This is a genomic window from Chitinophaga jiangningensis (genome assembly GCF_900142605.1).
GTDB classification, from domain to species: Bacteria; Bacteroidota; Bacteroidia; order Chitinophagales; family Chitinophagaceae; genus Chitinophaga; species Chitinophaga jiangningensis.
On record NZ_FRBL01000010.1, the window covers coordinates 72999 to 94026 of the forward strand.

Consider the following 21028-nt stretch of genomic DNA (forward strand, 5'->3'; position numbering starts at 1 on the left):
TCAAAATTAATAATTTACTGATAAGTTTATTTCTTCCACAACCGCTGTATCGTAGTAGGGGAGCGCTGTTCCAGCAATACAGGATGGCCGTTACTGAGTTCTTCCAGCAGGCTGTCCTGGTAGTAACGAACGGTCAGTAGTTCCAGTCCTTCGTTGTAGTTGATCTTGAAGTCGTTGTGTAAGGTTTTGATCAGCAGCTCAATCTTTTCCGGGTTATTGTCAATACAGCAGGAGAAGCTGATTGCGCCATTCTGCATCAGGTTGATCTTGATTTTCAGGCCATGGAAGATTTCATAAATACCACTGATCTTCTCTTCCGTGATGAAAGAGTAGTCTTTGGAAGTTATATGTAGCAACACCTGATTTTTTTTCAGCACAATAATCGGTGGCAGCTGCTTGATATCTGCCACTTCTTTAATCACCGTACCAGGCAGATTCTTATCCAGGAAGCATTTTACATACAGGGGTATCTGTTTGTTTTGCAGTGGTTTAATGGTTTTCGGGTGAATCACCTGTGCACCATAAAATGCCATTTCAATTACCTCCCCGTAAGTGATCTCCGGGATATTGACGGTATTGGGAAAAAGTTTCGGATCGGCATTTTTCAGGCCTTCCACATCTTTCCAGATGGTTTGGCTTTCGGCATCCAGCATGTTGGCAAATACGGCGGCGGAGTAGTCGCTGCCTTCGCGGCCCAGGGTCACACTTTCATTTTGGTCGGTACTACCAATGAAGCCCTGGGAGATGACAATGCTGGTGTTGTTGAAGAGCGGCAGTACTTTTTCAGTGACCTGGCGCTGGGTAATGTCCCAGTCGATATTTGCATCCCGGAAGTTATCATCGGTACGGAATACGTCCCGAACATCCAGCCAGGTGTTATGGATACCAACACTGTTGAAGTACGCGCTAACGATAGCGGTGCTCAGCAGTTCCCCGAGGCTCACCAGCTGGTCGTAATAGTAATCATATGCCCGCATTGGTTTTTCGCCCAGTGTCCATTCCGCTTCCGTAAAGAACTGCTGCAGTTGTGTAAACAGCGGATTTTCCCGGTTACCCAGCAGGGCTTCTGCCACCTGCATGTGCTGCTGCTCTACATTATACAGCAACTGGGCGGCGATTTCGCGCTTGCGCAGATAGTAGTTCTGTGCTACCTTTTCCAGCTCATTGGTGGTTTTGCCCATCGCCGATATAACAATCAGCAGCTTGTCTTCCGGGAAAGACTGGATAATTTGACCTACCTGGCGGATGCGTTCAACACTTTCTAAACTTGCGCCTCCGAACTTAAAAACCTTCATATGATATTTTGGCTTCTATTAAAAAAATATTTGGCAAAGTAAGGCAAGTTTAGAATTGTTTTAAAATCGAATTACAGATAAATGACAGTTTCATTAAAATAAAATCCAATTGCCGTACTTTCGTTGGCGAAACTTATAGTTAACGTTATGAATCACAAGCAAAGAGTAATGACACTGGATGAGTTCACCATCCAGGAGTTACGTAACTATCCGGGTGCTACTGGTCAGCTGTCTGGCCTTTTGCGGGATATTGGTCTCGCAGCGAAAAGAGTAAACGTGGAAGTTAACAAGGCCGGTATTGCCGACATCCTTGGCGAAGCCGGTACCACCAACGTTCAGGGTGAATCTGTTAAGAAACTGGACGTGTTTGCAAATGATCAGTTCATTGCCTCCCTCCAATCCAGCATTTACTGCTGTGGGCTTGCCTCCGAAGAAAATGAAAACTTCATTGCCTTCAACGATGAGCATTCCAAAAAGTCAAAATATGTGGTGTTGATCGATCCGCTGGATGGTTCCAGCAATATCGATGTGAACGTATCCATCGGTACCATCTTCTCCGTATACCGCCGCCTGTCGCCGGAAGGAGAGGAGTGTAACCTAGAAGACTTCCTGCAGCCCGGTACCCAGCAGATTGCAGCAGGGTATATTATCTACGGTTCTTCTACCATGATGGTGTACGCTACCCGCAGAAGTGTGCAGGGCTTCACGCTCGACCCTTCCATCGGCGAATTCTGCCTGTCGCACCCTAACCTGAAATGTCCGCCGGAAAGCGATATCTTCTCTGTAAACGTTGGCTACTACCACCTCTACGAGAAAAATATCCGCGACTCCATCGATCATTTCATGGCCCGCGATGAAAACGACCGCATTTACCGCCACCGCTTCGTTGGCTGCATGGTGGCTGAAATCCATCGTACGCTGATCCAGGGAGGTATTTTCATGTATCCTGCATTTGGTAAGTATAAATCAGGGAGACTGCGTTTGTGCTATGAATGTAACCCAATGTCTTTCCTGATGGAAAAGGCAGGAGGAGTGGCAATGGCAAATGGCCGCCAGCGATTGCTGGAGCTCAAGCCGGCGCAACTGCACCAGCGCGTGCCTATCTTCATCGGTTCCAAAAATATGATGGAAACCTGGAAAGATATTGTAAATAAGAATTAATTTAGCACTGGCTCGCCGCCGTTGGCGGTGGGCAAATGCTGAAGAGCCGGAGTGCCGAAGGCACTCCGGCTCTTCAGCTTAAACAAACTACTAATGCCAACACGTTTTTCCCATTCCTTACTCGAAAAATGGGCACGAGGCTGGGCCATTTCCCGCGAAGTACCCTCACCGGTGACGGATCAGGGCGCGTTGCGCATTGATGTAAACATGCCGGACCAGGCAGCCCGCTACCTGTTTCCGGATATCTGCCCGGAAATAGCTACTGTGGCCAGTTCCATTACCCGACCTCTGGTATTTATCAAAGTATGCGCCGCAGCCGAAGCCGTACAGCCACTGTTACCTGCACACTGGAAAATCCTGGAACCCGCCTTTATGATGACCTGCCAATGGCAGCAGGCACCTGTTGCCGCACCATTGCCCGCCGGTTATACACTTGATTTTACCATCGTTCCCGGCGGCCTCCTGGTCGTCATCAAATCCCCCGAAGGCGATACCGCCGGTAATGGCCGGCTAATACCTGTGAGCGATCAGCTGATATTCGACCGTATTATGGTAGATGATAACCACCGTCGCAAAGGCCTGGGCACCTGTATCATCACTGCCCTTGCCGAGAAAGGCTACCAGATGGGGATTCCCAATGGCGTGCTCGTAGCCACCCCGATGGGCCGCAGCCTCTATGAAACCATGGGCTGGCAAGTGATCCGCCCCTATACCAGTGCTGTAATCCCTGTAGGTGGAAACCTGCCATGAGCGGGCTTTTGCAAACAATCTCATCCAATCTCTCCCTAAAAACTAAACTCTGGCACAATTTTTTAGTCTCTATACATACACATTAATCATTTTTTATTATTAACCATTATTTTTATGTTCGTTTTGAAAAGCCGCAGCATCCTTGCTTTACTGGTAGCCATCTTCAGTGCATTTCAAGTGAGTGCATGCTCCAGCGCTACCACCCGTCATACTACTGACGCGGGCGGCACCTTGGAGGAGCAAATCCTTTTTTATACCAACAAATTCAGGGCTTCCAAAGGCTTAAAGCCATTACAGCTGGATTCCTACTGCAGCCAGCAGGCGCAACGTCATAGCCGGGATATGGCAAACGGCAGCACCGGCTTCGGACATGAAGGCTTTGAAGAACGCGTGGCTAACATCTCCAAAAAATTAGGAAGAGTAAATGCCGCCGCTGAAAATGTGGCCTATGGTACGCTCGACGCAGAAGAAGTAGTAAATGGCTGGATTAAAAGTCCGGGCCACCGCCGCAACATGCTGGGCGACTACAATACCATCGGCATCGGCGCCGCCAAGGGCAACGGCCGTATCACCTTCTTCACACAGGTGTTTATCAAAAAATAGTGTAGCGCACAATTCGGCTTACATCAGATAAATAAAGGCAAGTCCCCACCAGGACTTGCCTTTATCTTTTGGCAATTAATGTCTAATTTGGCAGCATGGAAAAGAAAAAGATCATCGAGGTAAATAACCTGGTGAAGAAGTACGGTGATTTTACCGCAGTGAAAGGCATCAGCTTCGATGTGTATGAAGGGGAAATATTCGGCCTCCTGGGCCCAAACGGCGCTGGAAAGTCCACCACACTCGAAATCATAGAAACGTTGCGGGATAAAACCAGCGGCACCATCAACGTAGATGGATATGACCTGGACCAGCAACCCAACGAAATAAAAAAGATTATCGGCGTACAGCTACAAAGCTCCGGCTACTACCCAAACCTGACACTTACAGAGCTGATTGAAATGTTCGGCGGCCTCTATAACCAGGAAGTAAAACCCCTGGAACTCCTGGAGAAATTCAACCTCACCGATAAGGCCAAAAACAAGTACAAAGAGCTCTCCGGTGGCCAGAAACAACGTTTTTCCATCGCTACCACGCTGATCAATAAACCCAGGATTATCTTCCTGGATGAACCCACCACCGGGCTTGATCCGCAGGCGCGCAGAAGCCTCTGGGACCTGATCCTGCAGGTAAGAGCGCAGGGTACCACCGTGGTGATCACTACGCATTATATGGATGAAGCCGAGTTCCTGTGCGACCGCTGCGCAATAGTGGACAGCGGACAAATAATTGCACTGGCATCTCCCGATAACCTGATAGACCAGCTGGTATCACAAGGTTTTGAGCGCAAAAAAGAAGTGAAAAAAGCCAACCTGGAAGATGTGTTTATTCACCTTACCGGAAAGGAATTAAGAGAAGACTAACTAACACCGTTTATAATGGAAGCATTGAAATACCCGATCGGCCGTTTTCAGGCAAAGGCTGATTATACCCCTGAAGAACTGCAACGCTTTATCAACGATATCAGGTACCTGCCGTCACTGCTGGAAATTACCGTGCAAACACTGGATCAGGCCCAACTGGATACACCTTATCGCCCGGAAGGATGGACTGTTACGCAATTGGTGCATCACGTGGCGGACTCTCACCTCAACGCCTATACGCGTTTTAAACTTGCGCTCACGGAAGATAATCCTACCATTAAGCCTTACGACGAGGCTGCATGGGCGGAACTGGAAGATGTGAAAACCACGCCTATCAATGTATCTATCACACTGCTGCATGCTCTGCATACACGGTGGACAGCCCTGCTCAAAAGCATAGAAGGGGAGCAGTGGGAACGCACTGTTTTCCATCCGGAAAGCAAAAAGGAAATTAACCTGAAAACACTCGCCGCCACCTATTCCTGGCACGGATTACATCACCTGGCACATGTTACAGGGTTGAAAGAGCGCATGAACTGGGACTAAAAGCAGCACTTATGAATAACATGGATTGGAAATTATTGTCGTCCGAATACCTGCACAGGGATACGTGGCTGACAGCCAGAAGAGATAAATGTGAAACACCGGATGGCCGTATTGTAGACCCCTATTATGTGTTGGAATATAACGACTGGGTAAACGGACTGGCATTAACGGAAGACGGCCAGGCTATCATGATCAGGCAGTACCGTCATGGTCTGAAGCAAACGCTGATCGAAATTCCCGCCGGTACCATGGATGATACCGATCCTTCCCCGGCATTTGCCATGGAACGGGAGCTGATGGAGGAAACGGGGTATGCTTTCAGGGAAATCATTCCACTGGGCGCTGTTTCAGCTAATCCAGGTTCTACCAATAACCTCACACATATGTTTCTTGCTACCGGTGGTGTGAAAGTAAAGGAGCAGGAACTGGATGATAATGAGCAGATCGAAATTGAACTGATGTCGATTGAAGCCTTGCAGCAACTCATCCTGGAGAATAAGCTGCTGCAAAGTTTGCACGTAACCTGTGTGTTCTATGCCTTGCAGCATATGGGCCGGTTACAGTTTAAATAGTTTTACATCGCTTCTGACACAATAAAGAAGCTACCACATACCAGTATCATATCATCAGGCTGGGCATGTTGTTTGGCAGCCTGTAAGGCATGCTGCACAGAAGGATATGCCTGGCCCTGGAGGCCGTGTGGTGCGGCCATTTCAGCAAGACTAATCTCATCAAGTGCGCGGGGTATCTGTGCTTTACAGAAATAATATTTAGCTGTTTTGGGAAACAGCGGAAGCACTTTTTCTACTTCTTTATCCTTCACAAAGCCGGTAACAATATGCAGGGAGGTGTAGGTGACATGGCGCAGCTGCTGCACAATTTCGGTGATCCCTGCTTCATTGTGGCCTACGTCCAGCACGGTGAGCGGATGCTGGTTTACGACTTCCCATCTGCCGCGCAGCCCCGTGAGTTTCTTTACATGACTCAGCGCAGCGGTAATATCTTCTTCGGTAATTTTCCAGCCATCTGCTATCAGCTGATGTACGGCGGACAATACCCCCATCACATTTTTTTCCTGGTACTGGCCGTTGAGATCCAGTTTGTAATGGTGTGTTTGTTGCTGGCGTATATGCAGTAACGTTAGTTCCAAATGGGTGTTGGTAATGTTGGTGCCATTGGCGGCACCTATCCATTCTTCATCTGCAAAACGAATAGGCGAGCCGGTTTCAGCGGCCTTCACCATAAATACTTCTTTCGTTTCTTCCTGTCGTTCGCTGATTATTACAGGTACACCCGGTTTGATGATGCCGGCTTTTTCTCCGGCAATTTGGGTGAGGGTATCACCCAGCAGGTTTTTATGATCGTAGCTGATATTGGTGATCAGGGAGAGTTCCGGTGTGATAACGTTGGTGCTGTCCAAACGCCCGCCCAGCCCAACTTCTATAATGGCGATGTCCACCTGCTCTTCAGCAAAATGCTGGAACGCCATGGCCACGGTCAGCTCAAAGAAGGAAGGCTGAATGGCCGCAATATGCGGTTTCATCTTCTCTGTAAAAGAGATAACAAAATCCTCACTGACCATTTGCCCGTTTATTCTGATACGTTCCCTGAAATCAAGCAGGTGAGGAGAGGTGTACAGGCCGGTTTTATACCCGGCCTGCTGAAAGATGGCTGCCAGCATATGGCTGGTGGAACCTTTACCATTGGTGCCGGCAACGTGAATGGATTTGAATTTATGTTGTGGATGACCACTGATCTCCAACAGGGCCAGGGTGTTGTCAAGATCTTTCTTGATGGCGCTGGCGCCTACTCTGCTAAACATGGGCAGCTGCTGATACAGGAAGTCCAGTGTTTCTTGATATGTCTGCATGGCTTAAAATCTTCACGGCGAAGATAAATATTCCTGCCATTTTCACGCGCGCCGGCACTTAGTTATTGTTGACCGGGCAACGCAGTTGTCGCTTACGCATATGGAAGATGCCACCACCATTTGGATCGCTCCTTTTGATAGGTACCCAACGTAAAGCCACATACGCATCCGCGCGGTTCACCGTTTTGCGGAAGAGGTTTGTGAACAACGTATTGGAACCTACAATCAACGGCCCTATTCTGAAGCCGGCACCCACATCGGCCATCCCGTTTTTATTCACGATGATAGGCATGTAAGCACCAAAGAGGTCTACATCATAGCGGGGTGTTACCTGAACCTGCGTCATGCCGTAAGTTTTGTAAATATTGTTAGGGCCGCCGTTTAGCGCAATGTCGGCGTTGGCGGACACATAAAACCGGCCGTCAATGTTGTAATCCGCCATCAGATGCAATGTGGCGGGTAAGGCCATGCGAAATACTGAATCGGAGGCGATAGGCGTAAATGCGTTATTGAGTTGCCTTGCAAACTGACGCAGGCTCTGATTTTTCTTGTAGGTGATGCTGTAAGGATCAATGCTCTCAGTAGTGAGGTCCAGGTCTGTATTACCGGGCGCTTTATTGTAGCCGATGCTGCCGATATCGGTAATGGAAGCGCCTATACGCCATTGGTAAAAGTCGGCAGCAGGGTTCCAGTGGTCGCCTTCATAATCGCCGAAGCCATCATTGTCGGGGCGGTATTCATAGATCACCCCGAGGTCCGCAGAAAATCCGGAGTTGCCATTGGGTTTGAAGTTATTGATGTAGGGTTTGTCCCAGTGATCCAGGTTATCAGAATAGCCATAGCGCATAGTACCGCTGCTAACGGACGCATTGCGGGTGGTGTTCATTCTGAAGGTGGCGTTATCTACCGAGGCATAGCCGGCGGCGATTCCGCTGAGATATTTAACCGTAACGCCTCCCTTCCATACGCCACCGTAGGTATTAGCGATGATACGGGCATAGCTGAGCCCGAATTCGTGCCATACGTTGGAGGAAGCGGCTGCGTGTTGTACGGTGTAATTGGTATTGAGATAGGCTCTGTTTGGAAAGCTGTTACCGAAAAAGTTAGCTTGTTCCGTAGGAATGTTACCGCCGTTGCTGCTGCTGCGGATACGCCAGATAAAGGAAACGGTTTGCTTTTCATCGATGGAGTACATGATGGAAGGCATCATTATTTCGGCCATTTCCCAGCCGTTTTGTCGTCTGTTGGCGGCTGTATCGAGGAAGTAATCTACATTCCTGGTGATGGTATCATAACGGTGCAGCAATGCTTTTTTGGTAATCGTCATGTAGGTGTTGCCGGCTTTGGCGTCGGCACCGGCAATGTTGAGGTCCCACTTGTAACGGGTGGAAGCCGCGCTGGCCGGATTGTACAGGATGCCGTAAACACCGGCATAATTGCTTTGATGGATACCCGAAAATGTTTGAGCTGCTGCGCTGTTGGCGCAGGCTAAAAAGATGATGGTCCCTGACAGAATTCTTCTGAAGATAGTCATTGCTGGCGATAAGTAAATTGAAACAGGTTTTTCAGATGGCACAGTCTCACTGTGCATGACGTACTCATGGTCTTCATAGGTGCAGTAGAGTTTAAGGACCAATAAATCACAGGAAGATCAGGAGCATGCTGGTCTTTCTGAAAAGTTATTATCTGAATTTTGGTTTATTCGGCTTTAAAATAGAACCGGATGAGCCCGAACTGAACTTCAGGAGCATCCTGGCTGGCATTGTATTTAATCTGCAAAGCTGCACGTTTGGCGATACTGATCAGGTTATCATTACTGATAGTGGAGCCGCTCATACTGTAATTGGCGGCAATTACATTCCCCTGTTTATCTACTTTGATATTGATGGCTACGTATCCGGATTCGTTACTGTCGTAGGTAACGCTGGGGCGTCCTACGAGGCTGCGGCCTTTGAGCTGAAAGTCGGATCTGCCGCCGCCGAGGCCACCACCGCCCGTATATCCTTTGGCGTTAGGATCGCCATTGATCTGGCCGCGGTCGCCCGGTTTGCCGGTATTACCCTCACCGGTGGAGTTGTTGGAGCCGTTGGCCCCATTTCCGCTGTGCGCGCTGTTATTGCTGGCTACTCCGCCGAAAACGGCTTTAGGCTTGGGCGCAGGCGCAGCAGGAGCTGGCTTGGCCGGTGTTTCAGCTGCAGGCTTTTTTACAGGCTTTTCAGGTTTTGGTTCCAGTTTTTTAGGTAATTCCTTCGGAGGTTTTGTTACCGGTTTTTCCGGTTTCTTTACTTCCGGCGCATCGGCGTCATTGTCCGTTGCAATGTCCTGGGGCGCGTCGGCATCAGGGGCCGGTTGTTGCACCTCCGGTTGTGGTGCCGGTGCAGGCGTTTCCGCTGCGGGAGGATTCGGATCAAGTGGCTGTACATCTCCCATACCATCATCAGAAGTACCTAAATTCACTTCCATGCCAAGGTCCTGGTTGGGTAATGGCGGTGGGGCAGAAAAACCGGCAAATAACAGGGCTACTAACAGCAACGCATGTACGCCGACAGTTACACCCAACGCCTGTAAGTTCTTTTTTCCTTTGTTTTCCTGCATATTGTTGCTGCTTGATCTTTCGGCCAAAGTTAATAATTACCTTATAAGTTACGCTAATGTTTGCATTAATTTTATCTTTACGGCCTCGTATATATGAACCCACTAAAGAAAACGCTCGACCTTTACCGCAATGCCTATGCCGGACTTGCGCCGGCCACATGGTGGTTATCCCTCATTCTTCTGATCAACCGGAGCGGCACCATGGTGATACCTTTTCTCACCGTGTACATGACCCAACACCTGCATTTTACCATTACCCAGGCCGGTATTGTAATGGCCTGTTTTGGAACGGGTGCCATCGTTGGCGCTACCGCAGGAGGTTGGCTGGCAGACCGCATCGGATTTTACCAGGTGCAGTTCTGGAGCCTCTTCTCTAACGGTTTATTATTCATTTTATTGGGTCAGATGCATACATTTCCGCAACTCTGCATCTGCGTATTTGCCTTAAGTTCTGTTGGCGATGCCTTCCGGCCGGCCAACAGTATGGCGATTGCGGCCTATAGCAAACCCGAAAACAGAACCCGGTCCTACGCGCTGAATCGTTTAGCCGTTAACTTAGGATGGTCCGTCGGGCCCGCTATCGGCGGTTTACTTGCCAGTTTCAGCTACGATCTCCTGTTCTGGGTGGATGGAGCCACCTGTATGTTTGCCGCCATCATGATGCGCATCCTGCTGCCACCGGTGCCTGCACCCGCCAAAAGTCATGCCGATCATACTGTTCCCAAAGAAAGTATCTGGAAAGATCATATCTATATTACCTTTTTGGTATTCGCTATGATCAATGCCATCTGCCTGTTCCAGTTTTCCAGCATAGTACCGCTGTATTTCAAGGAGGTACTCCGTATGCAGGAGTGGGCCATCGGGCTTACGATGTCCATAAACGGTATTATGATCGCGGTGATTGAAATGGTGATGATTTACAGGCTGGAAGGCCGTTTTCCGGACTTGCTGTTCATTGTGCGGGGAAGTATCCTGGTGGCGGTGGCTTATTATGTGATTGCCGGGCTGCCCGCCTGGTGGGTAGTGGCACCGGTGTTTATGGTGATTATCACTTTCGGGGAGATGTTATGCCTGCCTTTTATGAACAGCTTCTGGATTGCCAGGAGTCAAACGCATAACCGCGGGCAGTATGCAGCATTGTACACGATCTCTTATTCTGTTGCCAATATCGTTTCGCCTACGGCCGGGGCTTTTGTGGTAGGGCATTTGGGTTTTACGTACTGGTGGATTATTACCGGGTCCGTTTGTCTTATTGCTGCTACCGGGTTTTACCTGTTGCAGCAACGGATTGATTTTCCGAAGAAATATCGCATATAGGGCCTTCGGCCCTTGCGGACTTTTTTTCTCGCCAAGCAGCAAAGCAGGTAAGCAGCTAAGGCCTGCATTTTGTTCTTATTTGTTTTTTTGAGTGAGACCTTCGGTCTCACTCAAGAGTTTTGTGTCTGCCGAAGGCGGACACAAAACGACCTTATCTAACATAACACAATTCTTTGCTGCTTACCTGCTTTGCTGCTTTGTGTGCAAAATAGATCGCTTTTCGGGCGCCGAAGGCGCCTAAAACTCCATAAATCTTTGCAAGAAAACCCTAATCGCAACAAAAATTGTTAAACGATATACAAATATTGTCCCCGATTATCCAAATTTGCCCGAAAATGAGTAAAATTGGTAAATGAAAGTAATCCAATTTACCGTTCCGGTGGCTGACGAGGGCTCCGTAGTAGTACAGGAGGACATTTTACCTTATTTCTATCATTATCTCCACCGCCATAAAGAAGCACAGATCACCCTGATCCTGAAAGGGGAGGGTACACTGATTGCCGGTAACTATACCCAGCCGTTTAAAGCCGGGGAGGTATATGTGATTGGTGCTAACCAGCCGCATATGTTTAAAGGCGACGCCAAATACTTCGAAAACCAGCAGGAAAAGAATATCCATGCCATTCATATCTTCTTCGACCATGAGCACGCCCTGATGGGATTGCTGGCCTTGCCGGAAATGGAAGCCGTCCGTAAGTTTCTTACACAGGCACGCAGCAGCCTGCAACTGCCGGCCCAATACGAGGAGCGTTTTGCACCTGATATCATTCGCATCTCCAAAACAACAGGGGCAGAAAGACTGCTGGCATTTATGCACCTGCTGCTGCAGATGACCCGACAGGTGAAAGACTGGAAGTCGCTCTCCACGGGCTTCTCCCGCCATGCCTACAGCGAGTCAGAAGGATTGCGCATGAATGATATTTACCAGTATACCCTGGAACATTATGCAGAAAATATTACGCTCGGCAAAATTGCGCAAGTGGCGCACCTTACCACCTATGCATTTTGCAAATACTTCAAAAAGCACACCCGCAAAACCTACCTGGAGTTTTTAAATGAAATCAGGATCAACGCTGCCTGTAAGAAAATAATCAGTGGGGAGTATGATAGCATCGCCTCAGTGGCTTATGCAACGGGGTATAATAACCCGATTACGTTCAATCGTGTATTCAGAAAAGTAACCGGTATGTCGCCCAGCACCTATGCGCGTCAGTACCGCTTTGGGTCTGAAAACGCGCACAGGGATGGACTTTTATTGACTTTAGAAGAACTTAGTTAGTGTGCAAAATCCTGCATGTAATCGCCTTTGATGCGTTCCATTGGCGGATTAAAGTAACCGAATTTCAGGTGAGGGAATTCCTCGTGAATCAGTTCCAGTAATTGTTTCATGCCCAGGCATTCGCCCGGATCGGTAATATTCATGCGGCCCATGTACCAGTCAGGATCAATGTTGAAGTTGCGCCACTGGATCATTTGCAGGTCTGTTTCACGAATCAGTTTACGCAGCGCTTCATATTCATCCGCACTATCGGTAATACCAGGGAAAACGAAATAGTTGATGCTGGTCCAGCCACCAAATTCGCGTACCACTTTCAGGCTCTCCACGATATCATCAAACACATAGTTATTAGGACGGTAATATGGCGTATAGTATTTCTCCTGGCAGGAGTTCATACTTACACGGATACTATTCAGCCCTGCTTCGCAAAGCGCTCTTACCGCATCCGGTTTACTACCGTTGGTATTGATGTTAATGCTGCCTTTTTGTGTGTGCTTGCGTATTTCAATGATGGACTCACGCAAGGTTTCCCACATCAGCAGCGGTTCGCCTTCACAACCCTGTCCAAAGCTCACAATCGGGAACGGAGCGGTTTCCAGGTGAGGTACCGTGTATTCCACAATTTCGTGAGCAGTAGGTTTGAACTTCAAACGATCCTGTGTAGATACAATTGATTCTTCTTCCGGCTGGAAAGATATACAGCCTACGCAGTTGGCATTACACGCAGGTGAAGAAGGAATGGGACATTCCCATCTCCCCATAAAATAATTACGGGCAGCAGGACAATGATAAGTCAGCGCGCAGTTTTCTGCCAGATGCTGTACCAGCCTGTTGTGCGGATATGCCTGCAGGAGTTGGTTGACTCCCTGTTTAACTTTTTTGTCATCGAAACCTTCGCATTCCTGGCGGATATCCGCTTCGATGCGGGTAGCAGGCACATAGAATTTACCATCCAGCCAACCCACTGCCGTATAGCAGAAAAGTGGGAGGGTAGGCGCATCCGGCATGGTTTCGTATGCTGCCAGGTAAAAACCAGTATGTGCAGGCGGGATAAAAGCCGCTACTGCCCAGCCTTTTTCACAAAGCTGCATATCGCCGGTTTCGGCATTGATACCGATCCCTCTGCGTCCGGGCAGTTCATACAAGTTTCCGCCTTCCGGTAATTCAATCCATTCATCCGCCTCAATAGGCCACGCATCCCAGCCACTACGGCCGGTTACAAGCATGGACGTATCTTCGAAGATATTACCATTCCCGTCGGAATAAAGTATGTAAGGTGTTTGCTTTAATACCGCCATAAATATATTTGATGATTAATCAGTATTCCTTATCAGATTACAACCTGCTTTTGCAGTAGTTGTTGATTGCTTCCCTTTCTTCCCTGCCTGGTTCATCGATGATTTCTATCTGCACCACTTTATTGGTTTTGAAATCAAGGGTCAGCAGGTCGTTACGCAAAATTACGTTATTCAGTTCGTTCCAGCCAATCTGCCGGCTTTTGAAGGCCGTAGGCACCGTAATGCCCGTTTGATCCAGTACAATCATTGCCGGCTGGAATACGGTATATTCCGACCAGGCAATGTAGCCCAGACCGAAGCCTGCCAGTACCAGGAACATGGCAGCCAGCGGCTGCATGTGCGACAAAAAGTAAAGGCTGCCCGTGAGGCATACAAATATCTGTACCAGTCGCACCATGGTATTGGCAGCCGCAAAGTTTTTAAACTTTTTGGACATAAACGGGAACACCATGCTGGCCAATCCTACCGCTACAAAAAAGAGGGCAAGGAACCAGTTGGGATTGGCTGCTCCCCGGTAAATACCGATGGCATTTACCAGGAACAGTACGCCCACGATGCCGTGCATCACAGGTAATAATTTCAACCTGCCGGTGGCATTGGGATGTATAATGCGCAGTTTGTACATGCAGCGTGGTTTATTTGTTGGCGCTTACCAACAGGTTGCAAAGTTTGAACAGTACACGGGCGCCTACGTTAGCATCCCATTCGTCGTGGGAGGCAGCCACCTCATTGAGGTCAAAGCCAATCAGCTGGCGGCCGCTGGCAATAACGCGCTTAAACAGGTAATATACCTGCTCTGTTTCAAAACCGCCACTTACCGGAGTGCCGGTATGCGGGCATAATTTAGGGTCCAGCCCGTCAATGTCGAAGCTGATGTACACCTGCTGTGGCAGCTGCTCAACGATGCTGTCGCAGATAGATTTCCAGTTTTCACCTTCGAACTGTCTTTCTTTGATGTCTTTATCGAAGAAGGTAACTACGCGACCGTTGCTATCATTGATATAATTCACCTCTTCTTCGCAATAATCACGGATACCTACCTGTACCAGTTTCTGCAGCTGAGGCACTTCTTTCAGTGCGTTGAACATGATAGAGGCGTGGGAGTACTGGAATCCTTCGTAGCTGTCGCGCAGGTCGCAGTGTGCATCGATCTGCAGGATACCGAAGTCCCCCTTGTGCTCACCGATGGCTTTGAAAAAGCCCAGCGGCGTGCTATGATCACCACCTACGAGGCCTACCAGCTTACCTTTTGCCAGCAGATCGCGGGTTTGGTTGTATACCCATTCATTCATGGCCTTGGTACCGTTGTTAACGTCTACCAGGGTCTTTTTCAGGAACTCATTTTCCTCAATATCACCGCCTTCCATCAGGAATTTCAGGTAGAGTTCTGCTTCCTTACGCAGGTAATCACTGCGCAGCAGCAGGTGCTTATCCGGTTCACGCATGTAGAAACCTTCTTTCCAGCCGTCTTTCACGTCGGCATCGTAGAGGTCTACCTGCAGGGAAGCCCTGAAGATATGCTCTGGACCTCTGGCAGTACCATTACTATAGGAAACGGTTACCTCCCAGGGTACTGGAAACAATACCAGCTTAGCGTCATCTTCCTGAAATGGGAGCCCGAAAATGTTGTTCGAAAGCAGGCCCACTGAGTTAGGGTCAAATTGAGTTAAATCAGCCATGATAAAAATCTAAATTCAAAATTCCGCGCAAAGATACTATTATGTTTACTTACAGCCCCGTTTCCTGAAAAAAGAATTGCCTTTTATATAAATTTTGTCGTTTCAAGGTCATTTTGCGTTAATTTTGCGCAGTTAATCTGGAGTAGATAAATACAGGTTTTTTGCATTGGGGTTGAAACACTGACTGGGTAAGGATTTGTTGCAGCTTGTATCATAAGAATAGGAAGATAATTTTTATATGAAAAAAACAAATATTATCCTGCTGGTGGTTATTGCAGTAGCAATAGGGGTGATTATCACAATGGTTGGTGATTTCAGTACCTATGAAACATTCGCGACCGCCCGTCAGAAGGAAGGGAAGGAGTTTCATGTGATTGGCACATTGGACACACTCCAGACAATGACCTACGATCCGCTGAAGGATGCCAATTTTTTCAGTTTCTACGTAAAAGATAAAAAAGGGGAAACCCGTAAAGTGGTGTTTAATGGCGCCAAGCCTACCGACTTTGAGAAAGCCGAATCTGTTGTACTCACCGGTATGATGGATGGCAACGACTTTCATTGCAGCAAAATCCTGATGAAATGTCCGTCAAAGTATAAGAACGATCAGGTTGTGCTGGGAAAAACCGAGCCGGCAAACAAGCCACTTTAATCTTTATCTGAAGCATCATGAATTTTGTAGGGGAACATTTATTACCAGGCCAGATCGGCCACTTTGCCGCCATTTTAGCGTTTGTAGCATCTTTAGTAGCCACCGTGGCTTACTATTGCGCTGTGGTGAACAAAGAAGAGCCGGTGCGCGAGTCCTGGAAAAAGATAGCACGTTGGGGATTCTTTATCCAATCCATCGCCGTTCTGGCCGTTTTCAGCTGTCTTTACTATATTCTGTATAATCACTTCTTTGAATACAAGTACGCGTGGCGTAATACCTCCCGCGACCTGCCTATACAATACCTGCTGTCCAGCCTCTGGTCCGACCAGGAAGGCAGCTTCCTGCTATGGAGCATCTGGAACAGCGTACTCGGTATCATCCTGATCCGCACCAGCCGCAAATGGGAAAGCCCGGTAATGACCGTCATCTCCCTGTCACAGCTGATGATGAGCAGCATGCTCCTCGGTATCTTCATCCTCGGTTATAAAGTAGGCAGCAATCCATTTATGCTCCTGCGCCAGGCCGAAGAAAACCAGGTAGCGCCGATTTTCCAGTCGCCAGACTATCTCTCCTTCATTCATGATGGTAACGGCCTGAATCTCACCCTCCAGAACTACTGGATGGTTATTCACCCGCCGGTGCTGTTCCTGGGATTCGCTTCCATGATAGTGCCTTTTGCCTTCGCATTTGCCGGCATCTGGACCCGCGACTATACCGGCTGGACGAAACCAGTACTGCCATGGGGCCTCTTCGCCATTGCCATTCTTGGCCTTGGTATAATGATGGGCGCCGCCTGGGCATACGAATCCCTTAACTTTGGTGGCTACTGGGCCTGGGACCCTGTAGAAAACGCCTCGCTCGTACCTTGGCTCCTGATGGTAGCCGGTGTACATACCTGCCTGGCCTATAAGTCTACCGGTCACGCCCTGAAATCTACCGTATTCTTCTTCTTCCTGGCGTTTATCACCATTCTTTACTCCACCTTCCTTACCAGGAGCGGCGTTCTGGGTGATTCTTCTGTACACTCCTTTACCGACCTCGGTATGAGCGGACAGCTGCTGATCTTCATGGGAGCCTTTACGATTCCTGCTATCTGGCTGATGATCGCCCGCAGAAAAGAAATCCCGGTCCTTCACAAAGAAGAAAGTACTTACTCCCGCGAATTCTGGTTGTTTGTAGGTTCCCTGGTGCTGCTGATTTCAGCAATCCAGATCACCTTCACCACCTCTATTCCGGTGTGGAATAAACTGCTGGACCTGTTTGGACTGAAAAAACTCTTCAACCTGGACGAAATGGCACCTCCTTCAGATGCCATGTTCCACTATAACAAAATCCAGATCTGGCTGGCAGTGATCCTCGGTTTACTGACCGCCGTGGTGCAATACATGCGCTATAAGGACACGCCGCGCCGTGTGCTGGGTAAAAAGCTGCTGGTGCCTACCGTACTTTCCCTGGTGATCACACTCGCTATCATTTTCGCCGGTGGCGTAAACTATACCGATTATGGTGCTGGCTTCCTCGGAGCTATTTACCTGATGTTGTTTGCAACCGTTTACGCTGTTGTGGCCAACGTGCTCTATATCATTTCTGACCAGAAAGGAAAAATCAAGGCTGCCGGTGCTTCTATCGCACACGTTGGTTTTGGTATGGTGCTGCTGGGCGCACTCCTGTCATCTTCCCGTAAGGAAGTAATCTCGCTGGACAAAATGAAAATGCTGAGCCAGGACATCTTCCGCAAGGAAAGTAAACAGAATGCCCGCGAAAACATTATGCTGCCACTGGGCGTACCGGTGGAAATGGGTGCATATCACGCCACTTTTGTGGGTGATTCTATCGCCCCTGGTGATGCAAAGGTGTATTTCAAAGTGGATTACGAGCGCAAAGATAAAGCGGGTAACATCGTAGAACGTTTCCGCCTGTATCCTAACGCGTTTGTAAACAGCAAGGAAAATGCCCTGACTTCCAACCCGGCGTCCAGGCACTATCTGCATAAAGATATCTTCACGTATATCACGGCAACGCCTCCTTTAAAGGATAAAACGGCGCCGGCAAACGATACTGCTAATTATACCAGCCACCTGGTTGCAGAAGGTGATTCCATCTTCTTCTCCAAAGGCTTCATGATTATGCGTGGTATTGAAAAGGATCCTAAAAACAGGAATTACCAGGCTCGCCAGGGTGACCTGGCAGTAGGAGCTAACCTGGAAGTATATACGCAGACGGATGATCATTTTAATCTGCAACCGGTGTACCTGATCCGCGACAGCGCTTATCAGTACAGCATTGAAGATACCCTGGCACCACTGGCCCTGCAGGTACGCTTCAGCAAAATTCTGCCGGCAGAAAACAAGATTGAGATCAAGGTGAAAGAAGCTGATGCCAACAGTGATTATATCATCATGAAAGCCATCGTTTTCCCTTACATTAATGTACTGTGGCTGGGTGTGATCGTGATGATTGTAGGTACCCTGATCGCCGTTGTTTACCGCGTGAAACTGAACAAGGGCAGTGTGAAAGCAACTGCTGCACGGGTGAAGGAAAAAGTTTAAATTAATATTATCTTTTTATAAGCGGGGAGCAAATGAAACCTTCGGTTTCATTTGCTCCCCGCAGTTTTTTTATTTTGCCTTCGGCAGATGTCAGCGCTGTTTGGGTAAAGTACGAGTGAGTGCGCACTGCTACAGTGAAAGCCGTTTCCCCATGGCAGCGGCAGACATCGTAATGCAGCACCGCCATTGTATCATTAGGCCAATGCCGCTAATTACAAGCGATGCTGCGCGCAGCGCAGCATCCCCCAACTGCCACCTTTGGTGGCAGTTGTATCCACCCGCTTCGATCTCCCCATTTCCGACCCAATTTTAATCCTTACTTTTATACCATAAAACCCTGACCATGAAACGACGCCCGTTTCGTATATTCCTGATCGTTATATCCTCCCTGCTGGTGGTATACATGTTGGGTCCCAAACCCGCAACGCCCGTGTACGACAACCAGGTACCTGCCGTTCCGCAGCAGGCAGACAGTCTGGATGCGTATATCCGTAACAGTGAGGCGGCACTTCCTGTGAAGCCGGATAATGAAGCACGGATCATATGGGCCGACAGTACCCGTCAAAAAACTGCTTATTCCATAGTTTATTTACATGGGTTTTCTGCCAGTCAGGAAGAAGGCAACCCGGTGCACCGGGCAATTGCACGTACATTCGGATGTAACCTGTATTTGTCGCGCCTGGATGCGCACGGCCTCCGCTCCGATAGTCCCCTCCTGACCATGACTGCCGAAGGGCTGTGGGCAGATGCTAAAAAGGCGCTGGCGATCGGCAGGGCCATCGGCAACAAAGTAATTGTGATGGGCACTTCCACCGGTGGCACCCTGGCCCTGAAGCTGGCAGCCGAATTTCCTGATGATGTGTATGCACTGGTGAATATGTCGCCCAATATTGCCATTAATGATAAATACGCTTTCCTCGCCAATGACCACTGGGGGCTGCAGCTGGCGCGACTAATCAGCAAAGGCGACTATCGCGAAGGGCATGATACCAATACCATCCGTAACCAGTACTGGAATAACCGTTACCGCCTGGAGGCGGTGGTGCAGCTGGAGGAATTGCTGGAAACCACCATGACCAGGGAAACCTTTGCAAAGGTGAAGCAACCGGTGCTGAATCTGTACTATTACAGGGACGAGCAGCACCAGGACCCAACAGTGAAAGTTTCCGCCATCCTGGCTATGGAAAAGGAGCTGGGCACACCCGCCGGGCAAAAGGCTGCCATTGCGATCCCGGGTGCCGGTGCACATGTGCTGGGCTCCTCACTGACCAGCAAGGCGGTACCGGAAGTAATCAAAACTATCAACAGTTTTGCCACCGGCGTATTGAAAATGAAGCCCATAAAACAGGTATACTAAATGTCAAATCTTTAGTTAACTTGTGGTAACAATCAAATAGTAAGTTGCGTTTAATGGTTATGCATCCGCTTAAAAAGTCCATCTTTTTTTTATCCCTGGTAGCAGGCATATTAGCTTGCAGCAAGCCTGCTGCGGCCCAGGAAGCGCATGGTGCTGACAAAATACCGCTGCATGCCATCGTGGTTGGAACGGATACCATCCCCGTTATTACCCTCGCGATTTTTGATGTGGTAGATAAATTGCCCAGGCGCCTGAGAAAGGAGCGGGAGCGATATTCAAGGTTGCGCAATGCGGTGTATGTAACATATCCCTATGCCAAGTCGGCTGCCCGTATTCTGAAAGACGTTGGGGCTGAACTGGCAAAGTTGCCTAACGGCCGCGCCAGAAAAGCCTACCTGGCCAGCAAGGAAAAAGAATTAAAGGCCCAGTTTGGCGATAAACTGACCAACCTGTCCGTTTACCAGGGGAAGGTGCTGATGAAGCTGATCGACCGTGAAACCGGCCAGAACTGCTTCGAAATCATCAAGGAACTCAAAGGCGGCTTCAATGCCCGCGTATGGCAAACGGTGGCCTTCTTCTTCGGAGGCAATCTTAAAAGTGATTACGACCTCCAGGAAGATAAGGATATAGAGGTGATCGTCCAGGAACTGGAGATGTACCAGCGGTACCGTGCCTATAACTAAGAATGCCTACCTTCGTTACATGAGATTTAATCGTTTTCTATTATCATTATTGTTGTTACCCGCCGCCGTATTCGCCCAAACAGAAGAGGAGGGGGATCCTGTGTATGTGGTGGACAGTGTGCTGGTAACGCCCGGTGCTGCCAACCAGATTACCCCGGATCAGATCGGGCTCATTACGATCGCCAAAGGCCGTAAGGCCGTGCTGTTGTATGGGGCACAGGCCGAAAATGGAGTGATTTACATGGAAACCAAGGCTTTTGCACGCAAAAGAGTCAATAATTTTCTGAAGTCGGTGGCCCCGGCCTACGACAGTTTGCGCAAAACCGGTATTGCAGACAGTACCATAGCTTTCGTGGTAAACGACCAGTTAGTGGGTGAAAAGAATGAAGCACTGCTGTTTACGGTGGACGAAAAGACGTTCCGGACGCTGGAGTTAGTGCCGGCAAAGGAACTGGAGCAAAAATACCAGCTTACGGGTAAGAAAGCAGGGGTACGCATCACCAGCTCAGAAGATTGATCCGTATCTTTGCACCT

Annotated in this window: 20 protein-coding genes; 13 read left to right on the forward strand and 7 right to left on the reverse strand. The window is 48.8% G+C overall.

Features of this window, described 5'->3' with window-relative positions; all coding sequences use genetic code 11:
* Nucleotides 1-26 precede the first annotated feature (26 nt).
* The gene (locus tag BUB18_RS24440; RefSeq protein WP_073086161.1) at nt 27-1295 is read right to left on the reverse strand and encodes an aspartate kinase; all 1269 of its coding nucleotides are present in this window, start codon (nt 1293-1295) and stop codon (nt 27-29) included.
* Between the two features lie 147 nt (nt 1296-1442).
* Here BUB18_RS24440 and fbp point away from each other — a divergent pair, with 147 nt between their 5' ends.
* The 6 genes from fbp to BUB18_RS24470 all read left to right on the forward strand — a co-directional run bounded on the left by fbp (nt 1443) and on the right by BUB18_RS24470 (nt 5787).
* Entirely contained in the window at nt 1443-2456 is a 1014-nt protein-coding gene (gene fbp, locus BUB18_RS24445; RefSeq protein ID WP_073086163.1) for a class 1 fructose-bisphosphatase, read from the forward strand.
* A gap of 93 nt (nt 2457-2549) precedes the next feature.
* Nucleotides 2550-3206 carry a GNAT family N-acetyltransferase gene (locus BUB18_RS24450; RefSeq protein WP_073086165.1) on the forward strand — a complete coding sequence of 219 codons (657 nt, stop codon included), beginning with the start codon at nt 2550-2552 and terminating at the stop codon, nt 3204-3206.
* A gap of 114 nt (nt 3207-3320) precedes the next feature.
* A complete protein-coding gene (locus tag BUB18_RS24455; protein WP_143160089.1) occupies nt 3321-3809 on the forward strand; it encodes a CAP domain-containing protein in 489 nt (162 codons plus the stop codon).
* 95 nt (nt 3810-3904) lie between these two features.
* Nucleotides 3905-4669, forward strand: coding sequence for an ABC transporter ATP-binding protein (locus BUB18_RS24460; protein ID WP_073086167.1), 765 nt, complete (start codon nt 3905-3907; stop codon nt 4667-4669).
* Between the two features lie 15 nt (nt 4670-4684).
* Nucleotides 4685-5215, forward strand: a complete 531-nt coding sequence (locus BUB18_RS24465; RefSeq protein ID WP_073086169.1) for a YfiT family bacillithiol transferase — start codon at nt 4685-4687, stop codon at nt 5213-5215.
* Between the two features lie 11 nt (nt 5216-5226).
* Nucleotides 5227-5787 (forward strand): NUDIX hydrolase, encoded by a 561-nt coding sequence (locus BUB18_RS24470; RefSeq protein WP_073086171.1) that lies wholly within the window; start codon nt 5227-5229, stop codon nt 5785-5787.
* A gap of 2 nt (nt 5788-5789) precedes the next feature.
* On the opposite strand, the gene BUB18_RS24475 is transcribed toward BUB18_RS24470, so the two are convergent.
* From BUB18_RS24475 to BUB18_RS24485, 3 genes are all read right to left on the reverse strand, one after another.
* Complete coding sequence (locus tag BUB18_RS24475; RefSeq protein ID WP_073086173.1) at nt 5790-7085, reverse strand: bifunctional folylpolyglutamate synthase/dihydrofolate synthase; 1296 nt, start codon at nt 7083-7085, stop codon at nt 5790-5792.
* Nucleotides 7086-7143: 58 nt separating this feature from the next.
* Entirely contained in the window at nt 7144-8619 is a 1476-nt protein-coding gene (locus BUB18_RS24480; RefSeq protein WP_073086175.1) for a DUF5723 family protein, read from the reverse strand.
* Between the two features lie 164 nt (nt 8620-8783).
* Nucleotides 8784-9707: a hypothetical protein gene (locus BUB18_RS24485; RefSeq protein WP_143160090.1), complete on the reverse strand. Its 924-nt coding sequence runs from the start codon at nt 9705-9707 to the stop codon at nt 8784-8786.
* 66 nt (nt 9708-9773) lie between these two features.
* Between BUB18_RS24485 and BUB18_RS24490 the strand changes: the two genes are divergently transcribed.
* Both BUB18_RS24490 and BUB18_RS24495 read left to right on the forward strand, forming a co-directional pair.
* Entirely contained in the window at nt 9774-10997 is a 1224-nt protein-coding gene (locus tag BUB18_RS24490) for an MDR family MFS transporter (protein ID WP_073086179.1), read from the forward strand.
* A gap of 352 nt (nt 10998-11349) precedes the next feature.
* Nucleotides 11350-12276, forward strand: a complete 927-nt coding sequence (locus BUB18_RS24495) for an AraC family transcriptional regulator (RefSeq protein WP_073086181.1) — start codon at nt 11350-11352, stop codon at nt 12274-12276.
* On the opposite strand, the gene BUB18_RS24500 is transcribed toward BUB18_RS24495, so the two are convergent.
* From BUB18_RS24500 to BUB18_RS24510, 3 genes are read right to left on the reverse strand one after another with little or no spacing between them, the layout of a single operon-like run.
* A complete protein-coding gene (locus BUB18_RS24500; RefSeq protein WP_073086183.1) occupies nt 12273-13574 on the reverse strand; it encodes a radical SAM family protein in 1302 nt (433 codons plus the stop codon). The two genes, BUB18_RS24495 and BUB18_RS24500, sit on opposite strands and share 4 nt — an antisense overlap.
* Before the next feature lie 37 nt (nt 13575-13611).
* Nucleotides 13612-14199 (reverse strand): hypothetical protein, encoded by a 588-nt coding sequence (locus BUB18_RS24505; protein WP_073086185.1) that lies wholly within the window; start codon nt 14197-14199, stop codon nt 13612-13614.
* A 10-nt stretch (nt 14200-14209) separates the two neighbouring features.
* Entirely contained in the window at nt 14210-15253 is a 1044-nt protein-coding gene (locus BUB18_RS24510) for an agmatinase family protein (protein ID WP_073086187.1), read from the reverse strand.
* Between the two features lie 238 nt (nt 15254-15491).
* Between BUB18_RS24510 and BUB18_RS24515 the strand changes: the two genes are divergently transcribed.
* From BUB18_RS24515 to BUB18_RS24535, 5 genes are all read left to right on the forward strand, one after another.
* Nucleotides 15492-15905 carry a cytochrome c maturation protein CcmE domain-containing protein gene (locus BUB18_RS24515; protein WP_073086189.1) on the forward strand — a complete coding sequence of 138 codons (414 nt, stop codon included), beginning with the start codon at nt 15492-15494 and terminating at the stop codon, nt 15903-15905.
* Between the two features lie 17 nt (nt 15906-15922).
* A complete protein-coding gene (gene ccsA / locus BUB18_RS24520; RefSeq protein WP_073086191.1) occupies nt 15923-18454 on the forward strand; it encodes a cytochrome c biogenesis protein CcsA in 2532 nt (843 codons plus the stop codon).
* A gap of 343 nt (nt 18455-18797) precedes the next feature.
* Nucleotides 18798-19811, forward strand: a complete 1014-nt coding sequence (locus tag BUB18_RS24525) for an alpha/beta hydrolase (RefSeq protein ID WP_073086194.1) — start codon at nt 18798-18800, stop codon at nt 19809-19811.
* A gap of 59 nt (nt 19812-19870) precedes the next feature.
* On the forward strand, nt 19871-20494 hold the full coding sequence (locus BUB18_RS24530) for a DUF4294 domain-containing protein (RefSeq protein WP_073086508.1): 624 nt from the start codon (nt 19871-19873) through the stop codon (nt 20492-20494).
* 19 nt (nt 20495-20513) lie between these two features.
* Complete coding sequence (locus BUB18_RS24535) at nt 20514-21011, forward strand: hypothetical protein (RefSeq protein ID WP_143160091.1); 498 nt, start codon at nt 20514-20516, stop codon at nt 21009-21011.
* Nucleotides 21012-21028 lie beyond the last annotated feature (17 nt).

Bases quoted from the DNA above. Each gene is read 5' to 3' on its own strand.
- BUB18_RS24440 (WP_073086161.1), bottom strand. From the start codon at position 1,295: ATGAAGGTTTTTAAGTTCGGAGGCGCAAGTTTAGAAAGTGTTGAACGC.
- BUB18_RS24455 (WP_143160089.1), top strand. From the start codon at position 3,321: ATGTTCGTTTTGAAAAGCCGCAGCATCCTTGCTTTACTGGTAGCCATC.
- fbp (WP_073086163.1), top strand. From the start codon at position 1,443: ATGAATCACAAGCAAAGAGTAATGACACTGGATGAGTTCACCATCCAG.
- BUB18_RS24500 (WP_073086183.1), bottom strand. From the start codon at position 13,574: ATGGCGGTATTAAAGCAAACACCTTACATACTTTATTCCGACGGGAAT.
- BUB18_RS24475 (WP_073086173.1), bottom strand. From the start codon at position 7,085: ATGCAGACATATCAAGAAACACTGGACTTCCTGTATCAGCAGCTGCCC.
- ccsA (WP_073086191.1), top strand. From the start codon at position 15,923: ATGAATTTTGTAGGGGAACATTTATTACCAGGCCAGATCGGCCACTTT.
- BUB18_RS24515 (WP_073086189.1), top strand. From the start codon at position 15,492: ATGAAAAAAACAAATATTATCCTGCTGGTGGTTATTGCAGTAGCAATA.
- BUB18_RS24460 (WP_073086167.1), top strand. From the start codon at position 3,905: ATGGAAAAGAAAAAGATCATCGAGGTAAATAACCTGGTGAAGAAGTAC.
- BUB18_RS24505 (WP_073086185.1), bottom strand. From the start codon at position 14,199: ATGTACAAACTGCGCATTATACATCCCAATGCCACCGGCAGGTTGAAA.
- BUB18_RS24495 (WP_073086181.1), top strand. From the start codon at position 11,350: ATGAAAGTAATCCAATTTACCGTTCCGGTGGCTGACGAGGGCTCCGTA.
- BUB18_RS24480 (WP_073086175.1), bottom strand. From the start codon at position 8,619: ATGACTATCTTCAGAAGAATTCTGTCAGGGACCATCATCTTTTTAGCC.
- BUB18_RS24465 (WP_073086169.1), top strand. From the start codon at position 4,685: ATGGAAGCATTGAAATACCCGATCGGCCGTTTTCAGGCAAAGGCTGAT.
- BUB18_RS24490 (WP_073086179.1), top strand. From the start codon at position 9,774: ATGAACCCACTAAAGAAAACGCTCGACCTTTACCGCAATGCCTATGCC.
- BUB18_RS24450 (WP_073086165.1), top strand. From the start codon at position 2,550: ATGCCAACACGTTTTTCCCATTCCTTACTCGAAAAATGGGCACGAGGC.
- BUB18_RS24535 (WP_143160091.1), top strand. From the start codon at position 20,514: ATGAGATTTAATCGTTTTCTATTATCATTATTGTTGTTACCCGCCGCC.
- BUB18_RS24530 (WP_073086508.1), top strand. From the start codon at position 19,871: ATGCATCCGCTTAAAAAGTCCATCTTTTTTTTATCCCTGGTAGCAGGC.
- BUB18_RS24525 (WP_073086194.1), top strand. From the start codon at position 18,798: ATGAAACGACGCCCGTTTCGTATATTCCTGATCGTTATATCCTCCCTG.
- BUB18_RS24470 (WP_073086171.1), top strand. From the start codon at position 5,227: ATGAATAACATGGATTGGAAATTATTGTCGTCCGAATACCTGCACAGG.
- BUB18_RS24510 (WP_073086187.1), bottom strand. From the start codon at position 15,253: ATGGCTGATTTAACTCAATTTGACCCTAACTCAGTGGGCCTGCTTTCG.